The following is a 15,577-nucleotide window of genomic DNA, read 5'->3' as shown; positions in this document are numbered from 1 at the left end:
ATGAAGCAAAATGAGCGAAGATAAAAAACAGGGCGACCCTATCATGCAATGGGTGACTTTTTGTCTAGGCGACGAAAAGTACGGCATCAATGTCATGCAAGTGCAAGAGGTATTGCGCATAACCGAGATAGCCCCGGTTCCCGGCGCACCTTCCTACGTATTGGGCATTATCAATTTGCGCGGTAACGTAGTTACCGTGATCGATACCCGCAATCGTTTCGGCTTGCCGTCCAAGGAGACCGACGATGCCTCTCGGGTGGTGATTATCGAAACCGACCGACATATCATCGGCATTTTGGTGGACAGCGTCGCCGAAGTTGTCGAAATGCGCGCTTCCGAGATTGAAACTGCGCCGAATGTCGGTAATGAGGAAAGCTCAAAATACATACAAGGCGTCACCAGTCGCGACAATCAGTTATTGATATTGGTGGATTTGAATAAATTTCTCAGTGACGACGAAAAAGCCGAATTGGACATGTTCTGATTAGCCACGGCTGGATATGCGAGGTGCACATATGGCCGAGATAACACCGATCACGCCTTACCCTCCCGTTCATGCCATACAAAAGGTCGAGCGTGACGAGCGTCAAAAACGGAATCCGCCGAAACAGCAGCAACCCAAACCGGATCAGACCAAGACCGATAACCTGCCAGCCGAACATATCGACGAAATAGTGTGATGACCGATTATTTGCTGTGGGCCTTGGCTGGCGTGATGGTTTTTGTTTTGGTGATCCTGATCCGTTTGTTGCGCGACTTTCAAAAACTGAAACAGACGCTTGAATTGCTAGAGGCTCGGATGCAGCGTAACAATGAGGATGTCGCCGGACTTTGTTCGGCTGCCGTCGCTGTCGACAGACGGTTGGCCGCCAACGATAATCGTCTGAATAGTATCGTCGACCAAGTCAGCACTCAACAGCATGCGGTTGTGTCCTCCGTGCCGTCTATCCCGGATGAAATCAAGCCCGCGCAAGGCTACGAAGACGTTATTCAGAAAATCCGGCGCGGCGTTGGGATAGAAGAATTGGTTAGGGACTGTGGCTTAACTCGCGACGAAGCTGTTCTGCTGATGCGTTTGCATGGCGGCGGCCGACGCTCGGTTTAAGTTAGCTTAGGCCTTTTCGACATACTGATCGACACCGCGTTCGGCCCGAATCACAGCCTCATCGGCAACACGCCGGAGTAAACGCTGATAATTTTCGTCATGCCGACTTCTGTCGTTATGCCGATGCCAAAGATGCAATACCGGGGCCGCAAACCGGCCCTCCTTGCGATGGATGCCGTGGTGGATCAAGCGAATCACCAAGTCGGAATCTTCATAACCCCAGCCTTCAAACACTTCGTCGAATCCGTTCACTGCCAGGAAGTCGTTTTTCCAGACCGCCAGATTGCAGGTCATGGCTTTTTGCCAGTTATGCGGCCGGCGATAACGCCAGCGGTTCAAAGGTAAATACAGCAGGGGCAGAACGCGATTGATGCGGCGGCATAGCCATTGCACAACGAAAAAACTGAACGATTGCCGGTGTAATGGTATTTTTTGCTTTAACAGCTGCTCGGTATAGTTTTGGTCTAAGAGTACTCGGTTGCCAGGGACAAAATAGCCTGTTTCCGCCAGTTGTCGGTGCCGGAGGATAAAATCCGGTAGCGTTAAACAGTCACCATCGATAAACAACAGATAATCGCCACGACTGGTGGCAACTGCCTTATTACGAATGGTGCCGGCCCGAAACCCATGATCTTCGTGCCATACATGACGGGTCGGAATCGGGCTGGTTTCGATAAAGTCTGTAACCAGCCGTTGTGTTACGGGGGTGGAGCCGTCATCGGCGATGACGATTTCGAATTGACGATCCTGCTGATCCGACAAACTAAGCAAGCAGGCAGCCAGTGCCTCCGTCCAGTTATAGGTGGTAACAATGACCGAGATCAGGCCGTTCATTTTGCTCTGGTTTTGTTGCGCAGGTCGCGTAGTTTCAGGTATTTATAGTAACTGCCTTCGGCGTTGGAAATGGCCAGCATCAGGCCTTCGGGGCCGTCCAGGATGGCTGCCTTGATGAAATAGGTACGGATGAAAGTCCAAAAGCCTTTAGCGATTGCCAAACCCAGATTGGCGCTTTGATCGTTACTGAGAAGTTTTTGGGCGCCAAGCGAGGAATAACTGTTGATTTTGCGCAAGACTTCTTCCGGATCGACGAAGGCTTCGTGCCGTAACGGGTTGAGTAGACGGTTGATCGTGCCGTTTACCGTGATACGTTCATGAACCACATCAGCGCTGAAGCGGCCGGCGTCGCGGCGAAACAGTCGCAGCACATAATCCGGCCACCAGCCACCGTGTCTAATCTGCCGGCCGCAATAGCTGGACAATCGCGGTATCTCAAAGCCCTGCGCATTGTGGGTTTGCATGGCTTCCAATATTTCGGCTTTTAACTCAGGACTGACCTCTTCATCCGCATCGAGAGAAAGTACCCAATCGCCGCGAGCCTTATCCAAGGCCCGCTGTTTTTGCGGACCGAAGCCGGGCCAGTCGGTCACAAATACTTGGTCTGTGAAGGATTGGCAAATAGCTATCGTGTCATCCGTGCTGCCGGAATCGAGCACAATAATTTCATCCGCCCAAGCTACCGACGCTAAACAGCGGCCTATATGTTCCGCTTCGTTTTTGGTGATGACGATTACGCTAAGCATTGGTTCTCACAATTGCCGTGTTTTCGTTGGGTTGGCTTAACAATGCGCCGAGGAAAAATGCCAGCAAATAGCCTTCGGCATAAGTCTTAAAATGGGAATTGAATAGGCTTGATGCGCAGATCGCCACTAAAAAGCTGGCGGCGATCGGGCCGTAGGGCCGGTTGTTCAGACCTTGGCGTAGGGCTACGAAAATATAGGCAAAAAACAGTAGCACGCCGAACAGGCCGTTTTCCAACCAGACGAACAGGTATTGGTTATGTGGATCGCCGGTGCTGATACCGTGCCAATCTTGGGCTTTGCCTGCTGCGTAGGTGCTGTAAACGGATTTGAAGGATGAGGTGCCATAGCCGAACCAGGGCTTTTCCTGGATTAGTTCCAAGGTATTCTTGTAAAACACTGCCCGTAAACCTATGGACGTTTCGTTGCTACTGGTTTGATAGTTGGCTTTTTCGTCCAAGGCCAGCTTGATGCGATCTTGCAGGGTATTTGAGCTAATGATCAGAACCAGCACAGCGAGAGTCGCCGCGCCTAATATATGCGGGAGTTTGCGGTAACCGTAAATCGAGCCCACGGCAAAAACGGCGGCAATAGGCAGCGCAAAATAACCGCTTCTGGCTGGACTGATGAAAAAGATGTTGAACAGAAATAAGCCTATTGCTGACCAGACATAATATTTTTGCCGTTTCGTCAGCGGTTCCTGGAGCAAAAAAATGCAGGCTAGAACGGCGGCGACAAAGGCCATGCTTTGCGTGGCGTGATTCGTCATAAAAATACCGGCTTCGCGGCCGTTTCTGACGACTAAATCCAATGCCCATAATGGCACGGCTAAAACTGCAGCGATGAACATCGCGATCACATAGCTACGGACGAACCGTTTTTGCCATGCGGCCTCCTGAAAAAAGCCGAGCAACAAAAAGGTGTAAAACAGTTTCTTCCAGCTTGATAAAGTTTGTAATCGGCTCGGCCAGTCCGTTTCGGCGTATAGCGTGCCGATGATGAGCCAAGCGAAAAACAGTACAATCATTTTACCGAGCGGTTGTTGCCAAGATAACTTTAGGGACTGTATGGCATGACCGGAGAGCAACCAAAAAATCGGCAATGCAACACAGGCGATACTGGCGATGCTGGTGGATATAGGAGCGGCGATGGCGGCTGTGACCGCCAAGTAGCGGCTTATCGCCAGCGACGATTCAGCAAATGTGGAATGGGCAAACATCGGTACCGGTCCTTAACGCCATAATTGATAAATGTATTTGCGCTTGAGTTTTTCCCAGCCGAAAAAAATCGCTTTTAACCAGGTTGGTGGATCGGCTTCCAGCGCACTCTGAAATAAGCCGTTTTTACTGCCTTGTTCGATAACTGGGTCTTCCAGCCAAAGAATTTGGATGCCGAGTAGTCTGTCTATGTGGTCGAATTGATTGTCTATCGAGAGCGAAATCTTGTGCGAACGCAGCCATTCCAAACGCACCTGTGCCGTATTGCTGTCGATAATGTAAGAGTCGGTAAACCGGCCTCGCTTGCCGACATAGAGATATTGCCCCGGCCTACGTTGGCTTTTCGGCGTGAAAAAGTTACCACCCGAGCCAATGTAAACGACTTTATTACCCGGAAACTGTGCGCTTTGTTCCATGGCGCGTTGCAGGCCTAAGTGGAGATCCTTGCCGAAAACGGCGTCATCTTCCAGCACGAGCGCGAATTGGCAATTGCCGGCAGCGATTTTTTGTAGCGCGGTCACATGCTTCAGTGCGCAGGATTGCTGAGCCGGCGTGAGTTGGTCGCCGCTGAAATACTCGGCAATTATGCTTTCGGTTAAATCTTCGATATCCCAGTCGAATACAAATTCGACGGTCAGACCGAATTTAGTCAGCTGCTGCTCCATAAACCTTCGGCGTTGTTCGAATTTTTTGACGTTCAATACCAAAATACGATCTAGGCTGGGAGATGCCGTCATGGGAGTTTTTATAGTGTTTAATGGTGGCAAAGTGTCGGGATTATCGGTGGTTTTTCGGAAAATAACATCATCAGGATGGTTTGGATCTTATAAGCTCCGGGCATGGTTTGGCGTTTGTGCCCTAAGCGTTTGATCGATGATGTTGATCACCTGCTCGGCGGTTAACTGGTCGAGGCAGGCGCTACGGCTTTCGCGGTGCCGGTCGCAACCTTCCAATTGGCAGGGAAGACAGTCTTGGTCTGTTTGCCCCTGAAGCAGATAAACATTGTTCACGAGACTGGAGCCCCGCGACGGAAATGGTGCATAATCTTTGCGGTAGCCGTGCGGCCACGGCGCCCATTTTTTCGGGTCGGTGGGGCCGAATAAGGCGAAGGTCAATGTGCCCGTGGCGGCCGCGAGATGGGTGATACCCGTATCCGGGCCGACGAATAGATCTGCGTCGCTAATTATTTCGGTCAATTGCGCCAGGGATAATTGGCCGGCTAGATTGAGCGCGCTAGCAGGGAACTGTTTCTGTAAAGTTTGCAAGGCGCGTTGTTCCGCGGTTTGACCGCTACCAGTCAGTACAATCTGGTAGCCTTGTCGGTCCAGGAACTCGACAAGTTGCCGCCAGCCCTCTGCGTGCCATTGTTTATAACGCCATTGCGGCATAATATGCAGCACCGCGTAAGGACTGTTTGGCTTGGACGGTATTGCTGTAAGGGTGTGAGGGGGCGTCAAACAATAGCTGCGCTGGATGTGCAAAAGCTCACAGAAGCGCAAGTTTTCCAACACGGCGTTATCGTAGTCGGGGCCGAATATCAAGTAGCGGGTTAATAATAGCCGCTTCCACCAGGCTTTAGCCGGGTCGCTGGGAATAAAACCGATGCTGGTTTTGCCTGCCGCAGCCGCGATCAAAGTAGGCCTGTCGCCAGCCTGAGTCGAAACAGCCAAGTCGTATCGGCGAAATAGCCCAAGCAGTAGTTTGCAGAAAGCTTTTAGGCCGGATTTGCCCGGCATGGCGAGCAATCGATCGACGTCCGGATTGCCTTCCAGCATGCCGAGATTGCCGCTTGGCAGCAATACGTCTATCTTCGCATCCGGATACGCTTGCTTTAATGAGCTGATCAATGGCGTTGTCAGCAGAGTGTCGCCCAGATAACGCAGGGTTATCACCAAAATGCGTTTAGGTTGTATATTGAGCGGTTTTGGATTGGGCATGACGCGCGATGTGATCGACATAGGCGCTCATTTTAAAGGTAAACAGTATTGAACACGTTACAAAATTCGCGCAAAACCATGACAGACGGCCAGGTTTACAAGCGCTTGCTGGCGTTTGTGCTGCCGTATTGGCGGCTTTTTTTAGTCAGCGCCCTGGGTTTTGCGATCTATGCAGCCACCGAGCCGGCGGTGGTGATGATTATTCAGCGCATCATCGACAGCTTTGGTGCGCCGGATCGAAGCGATATTCAGTATCTGCCGTTGGCGTTCGTCGTGTTATTTTTGGTCCGTGGCATAGGCTCTTTTTTGGGTAACTATTATCTGGCGCGGATTTCCGGCAATTTGATTCACAAATTGCGGTGTGAAATTTTTAATCAGTATACGCGCTTGTCGGTGCAATATTTCGATGCGCACAACAGCGGTTACATGATTTCGCGGATTACCAATAATATCGGCGAAGTCACGCGCGCCACTTCCGATTCGATTCGCTCCTTCGTGCGCGAGGGCTTCACTGCGGTGGGTTTGCTGGGTTATCTGGCGTACACCAACTGGCAACTATCCTTGGTGTTTTTGGCGATTGCGCCGGTGGTAGCGGTGATGGTGCGTTATGTCGGCAAGCGCTTGAAACGGCTGAGCCGCAATATGCAGGATACGGTTGGCGATTTGACGCATATCACCTCGGAAATGGTGGCTGGCAATCGGATTGTGAAAAGTTTCGGCGGCGAAGACTATGAGCGGCAAAGGTTTAAGACGGCCAGTCTGGAGAATCGTACCCAATATCGCAAACTGATCATGACCGTGTCGCTGAATAACCCCCTCATGCAGTTGGTGATTTCCTTCGCCTTGGCCGGCATGATGTATTTGGCCTTGATCTTGATGAAAGCCTCCAGTCCGGGCGAGTTTGTCGGTTTTTTCACGGCTGCGTTTTTACTGCCTAAACCGATTCGCCAGTTGAGCGACGCCAATTCCGAGATTTTGCGCGGGATTGCCGCTGCCGAATCCTTGTTCGAGGTGCTGGACGAGCCGACTGAAGTCGACGACGGCGATTACCAAGTGGAGCGTAGCCAAGGGCGTATCGAGTTTAGAGATCTAAGCTTTAGCTATGTCGGTAGCGACACGCCGGCGCTTAACAATATCAATCTGACCATCGAGCCGGGCCAGACTGTCGCCTTGGTCGGTGCTTCCGGCGGCGGGAAGAGCACGATGATCAATTTATTGCCGCGCTTTTACGAGTACGAGCATGGCGAGATTTTGATCGATGGTGTCGAGTTGAAACGTTATCGGCGCGATAGCTTGCGCCGACAGATTGCGATGGTGACGCAGAATGTCACCTTATTCAATGCTTCAGTGGCTAACAATATCGCGTATGGGACGCTGCAAGGCGCTGCTCGGGAACAGATAGAGCAGGCTGCGACCGATGCCTATGCGATGGATTTTGTTGGGAAAATGCCGCAAGGGCTGGATACCGAAATTGGTGAAAATGGCGTCAAACTGTCCGGCGGCCAGCGTCAACGTTTGGCTTTGGCGCGAGCTTTGTTAAAAGACGCGCCGATTCTGATTCTGGACGAAGCCACTTCGGCGCTGGATACCGAATCGGAACGCTATATCCAGGCTGCGCTAAATCGGGTGATGCAAGGCCGTACTACCCTGGTGGTGGCGCATCGTTTGTCGACTATCGAAAGTGCGGATATAATTTTGGTGATGGATAAAGGCCGGATTGTCGAGCAAGGTTCGCATCGCGAGTTATTAGCTCGCGATGGGGCGTATGCCAAGTTGCATAAAATGCAGTTTCAGGATGTCGGTCAAACTGAACCACTCGAGCAATCTGTGGGGCTAGCGCCGCACTAGTTATTACTCAGCCGGCGGCTCGAGCCGCCGGAGCAAACAACTAATTAGAATTGTTTGGAGTTTTTACTATTGCGAAACACCAGCGGTTTTTCCCTGTCCGATAAAGCTAGTTCGCGCGCCGAATTGATCGCAGCATCGATTCGGTGCCGTTCCGGGGATTTGCTGCACACCGGGTCGGTACTGTACATGTCGCCGTTGAACAAGTAGGCCTGGCAGCGGCAGCCGCCAAAGTCTTTGAATTTCTCGTCGCAGCTGTGGCAAGGCTCCTGCATCCATTCCGTGCCACGGAAGAAGTTGAAGGTTTTCGATTCGTTCCAGATCTCGGCTATGCTGAAATCCTTAACGTTCGGGCAATCCAAACCGGGCAGTTCGCGTGCGGAATGGCAAGGCAGCGCGGTGCCGTCGGGGGCGATGGTCAAAAATGTCGTGCCCCAGCCGTTCATGCAGGCTTTCGGCCTGTCTTCGTAGTAATCCGGCACCACGTAATAAATCTTCATTTTGCCGGCGACTTTTTCTTTATAAGCCTGCGCAATCTTTTCTGCTTCCTGAAACTGCTCGCGGGTTGGCAGCAATGCATCCCTATTCAAATGCGCCCAGCCGTAATATTGGGTGTTGGCCAGTTCCAGATAATCGGCGCCGAGGTTTTCGGCCATCTCCAATATCTGCGGCATTTGGTGAATGTTTTCGCGGTGGATTACCACGCATAGCACCATCGGATAGCCGTGTTTTTTAATCAGTTTCGCCACGTCCTGTTTGTGTTGATAGGTGGCGGTGCCGGCGATGTGATCGTTCAGTTCCTGAGTGCTGGCCTGGATACTGATTTGGATATGGTCTAGACCCGCTTGTTTCAATTCGACGATTTTTTCTTCGGTCAAGCCGTAGCCGGAGGTGATCAGGTTAGAGTAGTAACCCAACTCGCGCGCATATCCGACCAATTCGGTCAAATCTTGGCGGGTTAGCGGTTCGCCACCGGAAAATCCCAGCTGCACCGCACCCATTTTGCGGGCCTGGCTTAATACGCGTTTCCAATCCTCGGTGCTTAATTCGTTCGGATATTTAGCGTAATCCAGCGGATTGGAGCAGTACGGGCATTGCAGTGGGCACTTGTAGCTGAGCTCGGCCAGCAGCCAGCGCGGCGGGGTGATATTAAGCTTGCTTGATCCAGCCATTTTGTAATGCCACGTTCAAAAAGTTAGTGATGTCGTTGCTCAGGCCGGAGGTGGCGAATTTTTCTTCCAATTCGGCGACGATTTGCCCAGGCATCCGGCTGCCGTCGCACAGCTTGAGTATTTCCGCCGAGCTTTGGTTCAACTCGACCATGCCTTCCGGATACAGAATCACATATTTTTGCTGAGCTTCTTCCCATTGCAGCCGGTGTAGCGGCGAGAATTGGATAAGTTGATCGGGGGTGATGGTCATAGAGTTCCGGTGTGTAAGCTAACGGCTGGAGAATCAGGCCGTTTCGATGTCTTCAAAAATTTCCGTCAGTGGCAGGCTGAGATTCAAACTGTGTAATTGGCAATCTACTTCGCCGAGGTAATCGTGCAACAGCCAATCATTATCGGGAGTGCGGCGGAAGCATTCCACTCGGCGCGCGTCGATGTCGACGATCAGGTATTCCTGAAGCGATTCCAGTGTGCGGTAAGCGACGAATTTACCGCCACGGTCATAGTTGGCGGTTGAATCAGACAGTACTTCGACGATCAATGTCGGTTGTGACAAATACTGTTTGGCTTTATTGTCTTCCGGGTGGCACGACACCATCACATCAGGGTAGAAAAATGCATCGGCGGCCTCGACGCGTAATTTCAGGTCAGTGATGTAGGCTTGGCAGGGTGAGCCGCGTAACCATTGTTTTAAGGCCGAGGCAATATTAAGGCTCACAACAACATGTTCACGCCGAGTGCCCGTCATCGCAAACACTTCCCCCGCAACGAATTCGTGCTTTTCGGCTTGGGATTCCTCCCAAGTCAAAAAGTCGGCGGCGCTAAAACGAAGCTGTTCGGCTGTTTGCATTATTGCTCGATGTTGAAATACGGCGGCATGTCGGCCACATAAGCCAGATACATCGCATCGGCCATGCTCCACAATACATCCAGTTTAAATTTCAGAATTTGCACCATGCGTTCTTGCTGTTCGCGGGTTTTGTACCAGTCCAGGGTCAGCTCCAGACCGTGCTCGACATCGCGGCGGGCTTCGGTCAAGCGTTTGCGGAAGTACGTGTAACCCTCTTGTTCGACCCAAGGATAGACGTCGGGCCAGTTGTCGAGCCTTTGTTGATGGATTTTTGGAGCGAATAGTTCCGTCAGCGAGGAACTGGCGGCTTCGTGCCATTCCGCGCGGCGGGCGAAATTGACATAAGCATCGACCGCGAAACGCACGCCTGGCAGCACGTGTTCCAGCGAAGTGATCTCTTCACGGGTTAGCCCAACTGCGATGCCCAAACGTATCCAGGCTTCGATGCCGCCGGGGTCGCCGGGGTGGCCGTCGTGGTCGAGAATGCGTTGCACCCATTTTGCGCGGGTTTCACGATCCGGACAGTTGGCCATGATATTGGCGTCCTTGATAGGAATCATCACCTGATAGTAAAAGCGGTTGGCGACCCAGCCTTGCAATTGCTGTTTGGTCAGTTTGCCCTCGTTCATCAGCGTGTGCATCGGATGATGAATGTGGTAGAACTTTTCCATGCCGCGCAGTTTGGCTTCGAATTCTTCGCGGCTCCAGGGTTGATTATCAGCAGTCATGTAACACCTTTGTTATAAGTCAATTTCCAGTCCGTCGTAAGCCACTTCGATGCCGTTGGCATCCAGGGTTTTACGCTCCGGCGAATCTTCGTCGAGAATCGGGTTGGTGTTGTTGATATGAATCAAAATTTTCCGGGCCTTGGGTACGCCATTTAGAACTTCAATCATGCCGCCGGGGCCGGATTGCGGCAAATGGCCGATCTCTCGGGCATGTTTGTGACTGATGCCGCGTGTGACCATTTCGTCGTCGGTCCAGAAGGTGCCGTCCACCATCAGGCAGTCTACATTCAGCATCGCCTGCAATACGTGCGGTTCGATTTCGCCCAGGCCCGGTGAGTAATACAGTTTTTTGCCGGTGGAAATCTGCTCGACGATGACGCCGATATTGTCACCGTCGTGTGGATCATGGCGGTGCGGCGAATAGGGCGGTGCCTTGCTTTTCAGGGCATGGGCATAAATACGGATGTCATCGATGCCGGGAATCTCGAACGGAGTTTCGTCGCAGGCAATCGGATGATGATTGACCGTGCAATAGTCTTTCAGCATGTTGAACAGCGGGAAACCGCTGGTCAAATCCTGCTTGACCATTTCGGTGCAATACACATTCAAAGGTTTGCCTTCGCGCAGCATCAGCATGCCGGTGGTGTGGTCGATCTGGCTGTCAATCAACAGCACGGCTTTGATGCCAGTGTCGCGGATGCCTTCTTTCGGCTGGATGGCCGGAAACGCTTCCAATTGGGCGCGAATGTCCGGGGATGTATTGAACAGCAGCCAGTTGCGGTTGTCGGTGCTGATCGCTATCGACGATTGGGTGCGGGCTTTGCCATTGAATTGGCCATCGCGCAGGCGTCGGCAATTGTCGCAATTGCAGTTCCATTGCGGAAAGCCGCCGCCGGCGCTGGCGCCGAGAACTCTAATCTTCATGTTCGCTTAAAGGGGTTGGTGAACGAGCGGGGCATGATACGGGATTAAAAAACGCCAGGCAAAAAAAAGGGGCAGGAAAATGCCCCTTTCTCATGGTCAACCGTAATGATTAACGGTTGTAGATGTACATGGTAACTTCAAAACCGAAACGCATGTCATTGTAAGCTGGTGTTTCCCATTTCATTTGTAATACCCTCCAGAGGTTCTGTTGTTGTGTGCGATAGCTTGATCGAGAAAGCTGCGCCGAAGTATACGATGAAGTTTTTCTTTGCGCAACAGAGCAATCAAACCCGAACTAGCAGCGATTCGAGCGATGTCTCGGCGCTTAAGTTCCCTGATTTACCAAGCCATTTTTAACGCGAGCGCCACCAGCACAATTGCAAAATAACGTTTCAATTTTTGGGCTGGCAAGCGGTGAGCTAATTTGGCACCCAAGGGTGCGGTAAAGATGCTGGTCAGCACGACGCCGGCAAATGCGGGGAGATATAGATAGCCAAGGCTGCCCGCAGGTAATTGAGTATCTTGCCAGCCCAATATGGCATAGCTGGCCGCCGCCGAGAGGGCGATGGGTATTGCGCAGGAGCTGGAAGTGGCGACGGCGTTTTTCATGATCAAGCCGTTATTCACCAGATAGGGCACGGTCATGGTGCCGCCGCCGATGCCCAATATAGCCGACAATATGCCGATCAGTAGGCCTATCGGGTAGTCCAGAAATTGTTTTGCGGAATGGGTTGAGGCTTTTGTATGCTTGGGCATTGCCATTTGCACGCTGGTATAAAGCAGATAGGCAACGAAAAACCAGCGTAGTAAATCCGCGCTGATATATTCGGCCAACACCGCGCCGCCGCCGGCGCCGAATAACATGCTTGGGGCTAGATGTCGTGCTCGTCGCCAATCGATGTTACCTAATTTGTGGTGGGTAAGTACCGAAGCCGCCGAAGTGAATATCGCGGTTGCCAAAGATGTGGCAACCGCTATCAGCATAATTTGTTCGGGGTTGAACTGCCGGATCTGGAACAGCCAGACCAATACCGGCACGATCAGCGCGCCGCCGCCGATGCCGAATAAACCGGCAGAGATGCCGGCAAAAATGCCCAGTAACAGGCTGGCTAAAAAAATTTCCGTCATGATGATTAATGGCTGGGGAATAAGCAAAGCGCTATGATAGCGAGTCATTTATACTGTGTCTTTTAATCCATATTGAAGGCGAGTTGGTAAGGCATGAAAACATATCTGGTCGGCGGCGCCGTTCGCGATCGTTTGCTGGATTATCCTGTCAAGGAACGCGATTGGCTGGTAGTCGGCGAGACGGCGGAAGCAATGTTGGCTCTTGGTTTTCGGCCGGTGGGAAAAGATTTTCCGGTATTTTTGCATCCGGCCAGTAACGAAGAATATGCGCTGGCCCGAACCGAACGCAAAACCGCCCCAGGTTATAAGGGTTTTGCTGTGTACACCGCACCGGATGTGACGCTGGAACAGGATTTATTACGCCGCGATTTGACCGTCAATGCGATGGCGATAGCCGAGGACGGCGAGTTGTTCGATCCGTTTAACGGGCGGCGCGATTTGGAAAACCGTGTTCTGCGGCATGTGTCTCCGGCTTTTAGTGAAGACCCTGTGCGAATTTTGCGTGTCGCCCGCTTCGCGGCGCGTTATGCCCATTTGGGATTTAGCGTGGCCGAGGAAACACTGCAATTGATGCGAAAGATGGTCGCCGCCGGCGAGGCCGATTATCTGGTCGCCGAGCGGGTTTGGGCGGAAGTGCATAAAGCCTTATTGGAGCGGACGCCCGCGGCGTTTTTTCAGGTATTGAGGGATTGCGGCGCGTTGCGGGTGGTTTTTCCGGAAATCGACGCCTTATTCGGCGTGCCGCAACCGGAGAAATATCATCCGGAGATCGACACCGGCGTACATGCCTTAATGGTGCTAAGCCAAGCGGCGCGCTTATCCGAAAATGCGGAAGTGCGCCTGGCGGCTTTACTTCACGACCTGGGCAAAGCGCTGACACCGAGTCATCACTGGCCCAGCCACCATGGTCACGAACAAAAAGGTTTGCCTGTGCTAGCCAGTATGTGTGAAAGACTGCGAGTCCCCAACAGCTTTAAAGCCTTATCCTCTCAAGTTATGCAATATCATACTCATTGCCATCGGGCGCTGGAATTGCGTGCCGATACCTTGGTCGATATGTTACAGGTTATAGGCGCATTTAAGCCCGACAGTCGGCTGGACGATTTTTTACTGGCTTGCGAGGCCGATGCGCGTGGCCGGACCGGTTTCGAGGATCGCCTATATCCGCAGGCCGAATATATTCGCGGTGCGGCGGCGGCGGCTGTCGCCGTCGATACGGCCGCAGTTCTGCAAAGCGGATTGCAAGGCGCCCAGATTGGCGCCGCGATCCAGAAGTTACGCGGCAAGGCCGTCAACGACTATAAGCAACGCTACCAGGCGACAATAGCCATGGAATTCTCATGAATGCCATCCTGATTTCAGCCGGCCTATTAATTTGCAGCAATGTGTTTATGACCTTTGCCTGGTATGCGCACCTTAAAGAGCTGAATAACAAACCCTGGCTTTTGGCTGCGTTTGTCAGTTGGGGGATTGCGTTGTTCGAATACCTGTTGCAAGTGCCGGCAAATCGTATCGGTTATACGCAGTGTAGCGTTGCGCAGTTGAAGATTTTGCAAGAAGTCATCGCCTTGAGCGTATTCGTGCCGTTCTCGGTTTACTACATGAAAGAGCCCCTGAAGCTGGATTATCTTTGGGCTGGCCTGTGTTTGCTGGGAGCGGTGTTTTTTATGTTCAGAGCAAAATTGAGCTGAGCATGTCTGGAACTGAATAATAAAAATATGGATAGACAGCATGCTTAGTTACCGTCACGGTTTTCATGCCGGCAATTTTGCCGACGTGTTGAAGCACAGTTTGCTTACGCTGGTCGTGAATGCGCTGAAACAAAAGGAGAAGCCTTTTGTTTACATCGATACGCACGCCGGTGCCGGCAAATATTCCTTTAAATCCGAATTTGCCCAAAAAACCGGCGAATACCGGCATGGCATCGCCAGATTATGGGATAGTCAGGATGCGCCGCCGGAATTGAAAGATTATTTATCCGCGGTGCGCGCGGAAAATACCGGTCGGCAACTGGTGCGCTATCCCGGATCGCCGCAATTGGTGAAGCGCTTGGTCAGGTCTCAAGATCGGTTACTATTGTCGGAATTGCACAGTAGCGATTTTGAAGCCTTGCAGCAATTGTTTGCCGGCGACAAGCAAGTCTCGGTTGCCAAGGAAGATGGCTTGCAAACCCTAAGTAAGAAATTGCCGCCGATTCAAAAACGCGGCTTGACTCTGATCGACCCCAGTTATGAGATGCGGGACGAATATAAAAAAATCATCGCGGCGTTAACGGCAGCGTATCGGCACTTCGCTACCGGCGTTTATGCGCTTTGGTATCCGGTTATCGAGCGGGCGGCGACGGAAAATTTCATGCGGCAATTGGTGATGACCGGTATTCCCCGCCAGTTGCGGATAGAGCATTGTGTCGCCGACGACGGCCCTGGGCGCGGTATGACCGGTTCCGGCATGCTGTTTATCAATCCGCCTTGGCAATTGGACAGTCAGGCTGAACTGATGTTGCCTTGGTTGAGCCAGATCTTGGCTGAGGGCCAAGGCCATTGGAAAGTCGAGTGGCAAGTGCCGGAGTCTGCGGTGGAGAGCGTGGTAAGGAATTAGCAATGATTAGAAAGAATCTCGATTTGATTATCGTCGGTTTTGTGGTGGTTGCTATCGTCATGTACGATGTGACCCTGGAATTGCTGGGCGAACTCATGCATTTGCTGTTTGAAGGCTTTCATGTGGCGTTTGAATACGTCGAATTGGGTATTGAGGAAGCCGTCGAATTAGTATTCCACGTCCTGGATGTGGGCGAGATCATCGAGTACTTATTCGAGTCCGATCGTCACGGTAGCCAGGTCGTGACGTTTTACATTTTGCTGACCATTGCCTGGTTTGGCTTTTATAAGCTCTGGAAATTCGTGCCCCGGCTTTACGAGTTTTTTAAACAATGGCTGCTGTACTCTTGGGTCCGGAGAAAAACCGAATTCCAGTTGTATTGGCTTTCGCTGACCATGCTGCATAAAACCGCGCTGGCGATTACCGCGCTGGTCGTGGCCTATCTGGCCTCGTTTTTCGTAATTTAATCGACGCGAAGTTCCGACGAAACCGTTTTATT

General features: G+C 52.0%; 20 protein-coding genes. 8 read left to right on the top strand and 12 right to left on the bottom strand.

Features of this window, described 5'->3' with window-relative positions:
• Positions 1-10 precede the first annotated feature (10 nt).
• Genes ACH50O_RS16135 through ACH50O_RS16125 form a run of 3 tightly spaced genes read left to right on the top strand, consistent with a single transcriptional unit; the run spans position 11 to position 1,105 of the window.
• Positions 11-484: a chemotaxis protein CheW gene (locus tag ACH50O_RS16135; RefSeq protein WP_446808784.1), complete on the top strand. Its 474-nt coding sequence runs from the start codon at positions 11-13 to the stop codon at positions 482-484.
• A gap of 31 nt (positions 485-515) precedes the next feature.
• Complete coding sequence (locus tag ACH50O_RS16130; RefSeq protein ID WP_446808783.1) at positions 516-680, top strand: hypothetical protein; 165 nt, start codon at positions 516-518, stop codon at positions 678-680.
• Positions 680-1,105 (top strand): DUF2802 domain-containing protein, encoded by a 426-nt coding sequence (locus ACH50O_RS16125; RefSeq protein WP_446808782.1) that lies wholly within the window; start codon positions 680-682, stop codon positions 1,103-1,105. Before ACH50O_RS16130 ends, ACH50O_RS16125 begins: the two co-directional genes overlap by 1 nt.
• A 6-nt stretch (positions 1,106-1,111) precedes the next feature.
• Here ACH50O_RS16125 and ACH50O_RS16120 read toward each other — a convergent pair whose 3' ends face one another.
• From ACH50O_RS16120 to ACH50O_RS16100, 5 genes are all read right to left on the bottom strand, one after another.
• Positions 1,112-1,939 (bottom strand): glycosyltransferase family 2 protein, encoded by an 828-nt coding sequence (locus ACH50O_RS16120; protein WP_446808781.1) that lies wholly within the window; start codon positions 1,937-1,939, stop codon positions 1,112-1,114.
• A complete protein-coding gene (locus ACH50O_RS16115) occupies positions 1,936-2,685 on the bottom strand; it encodes a glycosyltransferase family 2 protein (RefSeq protein ID WP_446808780.1) in 750 nt (249 codons plus the stop codon). Before ACH50O_RS16115 ends, ACH50O_RS16120 begins: the two co-directional genes overlap by 4 nt.
• The gene (locus tag ACH50O_RS16110) at positions 2,678-3,901 is read right to left on the bottom strand and encodes an O-antigen ligase family protein (protein WP_446808779.1); all 1,224 of its coding nucleotides are present in this window, start codon (positions 3,899-3,901) and stop codon (positions 2,678-2,680) included. Before ACH50O_RS16110 ends, ACH50O_RS16115 begins: the two co-directional genes overlap by 8 nt.
• Positions 3,902-3,913: 12 nt before the next feature.
• The gene (locus ACH50O_RS16105; protein WP_446808778.1) at positions 3,914-4,636 is read right to left on the bottom strand and encodes a glycosyltransferase family 25 protein; all 723 of its coding nucleotides are present in this window, start codon (positions 4,634-4,636) and stop codon (positions 3,914-3,916) included.
• 87 nt (positions 4,637-4,723) lie between these two features.
• Positions 4,724-5,857, bottom strand: coding sequence for a glycosyltransferase family 9 protein (locus tag ACH50O_RS16100; protein WP_446808777.1), 1,134 nt, complete (start codon positions 5,855-5,857; stop codon positions 4,724-4,726).
• A 57-nt stretch (positions 5,858-5,914) separates the two neighbouring features.
• On the opposite strand from ACH50O_RS16100, the gene msbA reads away from it, so the two are divergent.
• The gene (gene msbA, locus ACH50O_RS16095; RefSeq protein ID WP_446812162.1) at positions 5,915-7,684 is read left to right on the top strand and encodes a lipid A export permease/ATP-binding protein MsbA; all 1,770 of its coding nucleotides are present in this window, start codon (positions 5,915-5,917) and stop codon (positions 7,682-7,684) included.
• Positions 7,685-7,728: 44 nt separating this feature from the next.
• Here msbA and pqqE read toward each other — a convergent pair whose 3' ends face one another.
• The 7 genes from pqqE to ACH50O_RS16060 all read right to left on the bottom strand — a co-directional run bounded on the left by pqqE (position 7,729) and on the right by ACH50O_RS16060 (position 12,480).
• Positions 7,729-8,853 carry a pyrroloquinoline quinone biosynthesis protein PqqE gene (gene pqqE / locus ACH50O_RS16090; protein ID WP_446808776.1) on the bottom strand — a complete coding sequence of 375 codons (1,125 nt, stop codon included), beginning with the start codon at positions 8,851-8,853 and terminating at the stop codon, positions 7,729-7,731.
• Positions 8,831-9,103, bottom strand: coding sequence for a pyrroloquinoline quinone biosynthesis peptide chaperone PqqD (gene pqqD, locus ACH50O_RS16085; protein ID WP_446808775.1), 273 nt, complete (start codon positions 9,101-9,103; stop codon positions 8,831-8,833). Before pqqD ends, pqqE begins: the two co-directional genes overlap by 23 nt.
• A 33-nt stretch (positions 9,104-9,136) precedes the next feature.
• On the bottom strand, positions 9,137-9,700 hold the full coding sequence (locus tag ACH50O_RS16080) for a Uma2 family endonuclease (RefSeq protein ID WP_446808774.1): 564 nt from the start codon (positions 9,698-9,700) through the stop codon (positions 9,137-9,139).
• Positions 9,700-10,428 (bottom strand): pyrroloquinoline-quinone synthase PqqC, encoded by a 729-nt coding sequence (gene pqqC, locus ACH50O_RS16075; RefSeq protein ID WP_071158761.1) that lies wholly within the window; start codon positions 10,426-10,428, stop codon positions 9,700-9,702. Before pqqC ends, ACH50O_RS16080 begins: the two co-directional genes overlap by 1 nt.
• Positions 10,429-10,440: 12 nt before the next feature.
• Positions 10,441-11,352, bottom strand: coding sequence for a pyrroloquinoline quinone biosynthesis protein PqqB (pqqB, locus tag ACH50O_RS16070; RefSeq protein WP_446808773.1), 912 nt, complete (start codon positions 11,350-11,352; stop codon positions 10,441-10,443).
• A gap of 109 nt (positions 11,353-11,461) precedes the next feature.
• Positions 11,462-11,536, bottom strand: a complete 75-nt coding sequence (gene pqqA / locus ACH50O_RS16065; protein ID WP_054760176.1) for a pyrroloquinoline quinone precursor peptide PqqA — start codon at positions 11,534-11,536, stop codon at positions 11,462-11,464.
• Between the two features lie 155 nt (positions 11,537-11,691).
• Positions 11,692-12,480 (bottom strand): sulfite exporter TauE/SafE family protein, encoded by a 789-nt coding sequence (locus tag ACH50O_RS16060; RefSeq protein ID WP_446808772.1) that lies wholly within the window; start codon positions 12,478-12,480, stop codon positions 11,692-11,694.
• Positions 12,481-12,573: 93 nt separating this feature from the next.
• Here ACH50O_RS16060 and ACH50O_RS16055 point away from each other — a divergent pair, with 93 nt between their 5' ends.
• The 4 genes from ACH50O_RS16055 to ACH50O_RS16040 are packed head-to-tail and all read left to right on the top strand — an operon-like array spanning position 12,574 to position 15,545.
• Positions 12,574-13,824, top strand: coding sequence for a multifunctional CCA addition/repair protein (locus tag ACH50O_RS16055; protein ID WP_446808771.1), 1,251 nt, complete (start codon positions 12,574-12,576; stop codon positions 13,822-13,824).
• A complete protein-coding gene (locus ACH50O_RS16050; RefSeq protein WP_446808770.1) occupies positions 13,821-14,171 on the top strand; it encodes a DMT family protein in 351 nt (116 codons plus the stop codon). The genes ACH50O_RS16055 and ACH50O_RS16050 overlap by 4 nt, the downstream gene beginning before the upstream one ends.
• A gap of 40 nt (positions 14,172-14,211) precedes the next feature.
• Positions 14,212-15,078: a 23S rRNA (adenine(2030)-N(6))-methyltransferase RlmJ gene (locus tag ACH50O_RS16045; protein WP_446808769.1), complete on the top strand. Its 867-nt coding sequence runs from the start codon at positions 14,212-14,214 to the stop codon at positions 15,076-15,078.
• Positions 15,079-15,080: 2 nt separating this feature from the next.
• Positions 15,081-15,545, top strand: a complete 465-nt coding sequence (locus ACH50O_RS16040) for a hypothetical protein (protein ID WP_446808768.1) — start codon at positions 15,081-15,083, stop codon at positions 15,543-15,545.
• The last annotated feature ends 32 nt before the right edge of the window (positions 15,546-15,577 follow it).

This window comes from Methylomonas sp. 2BW1-5-20 (assembly GCF_052474515.1).
Note: the sequence above shows the minus strand (reverse complement) of the source record. Positions and strands in the feature narration are given on the sequence as shown.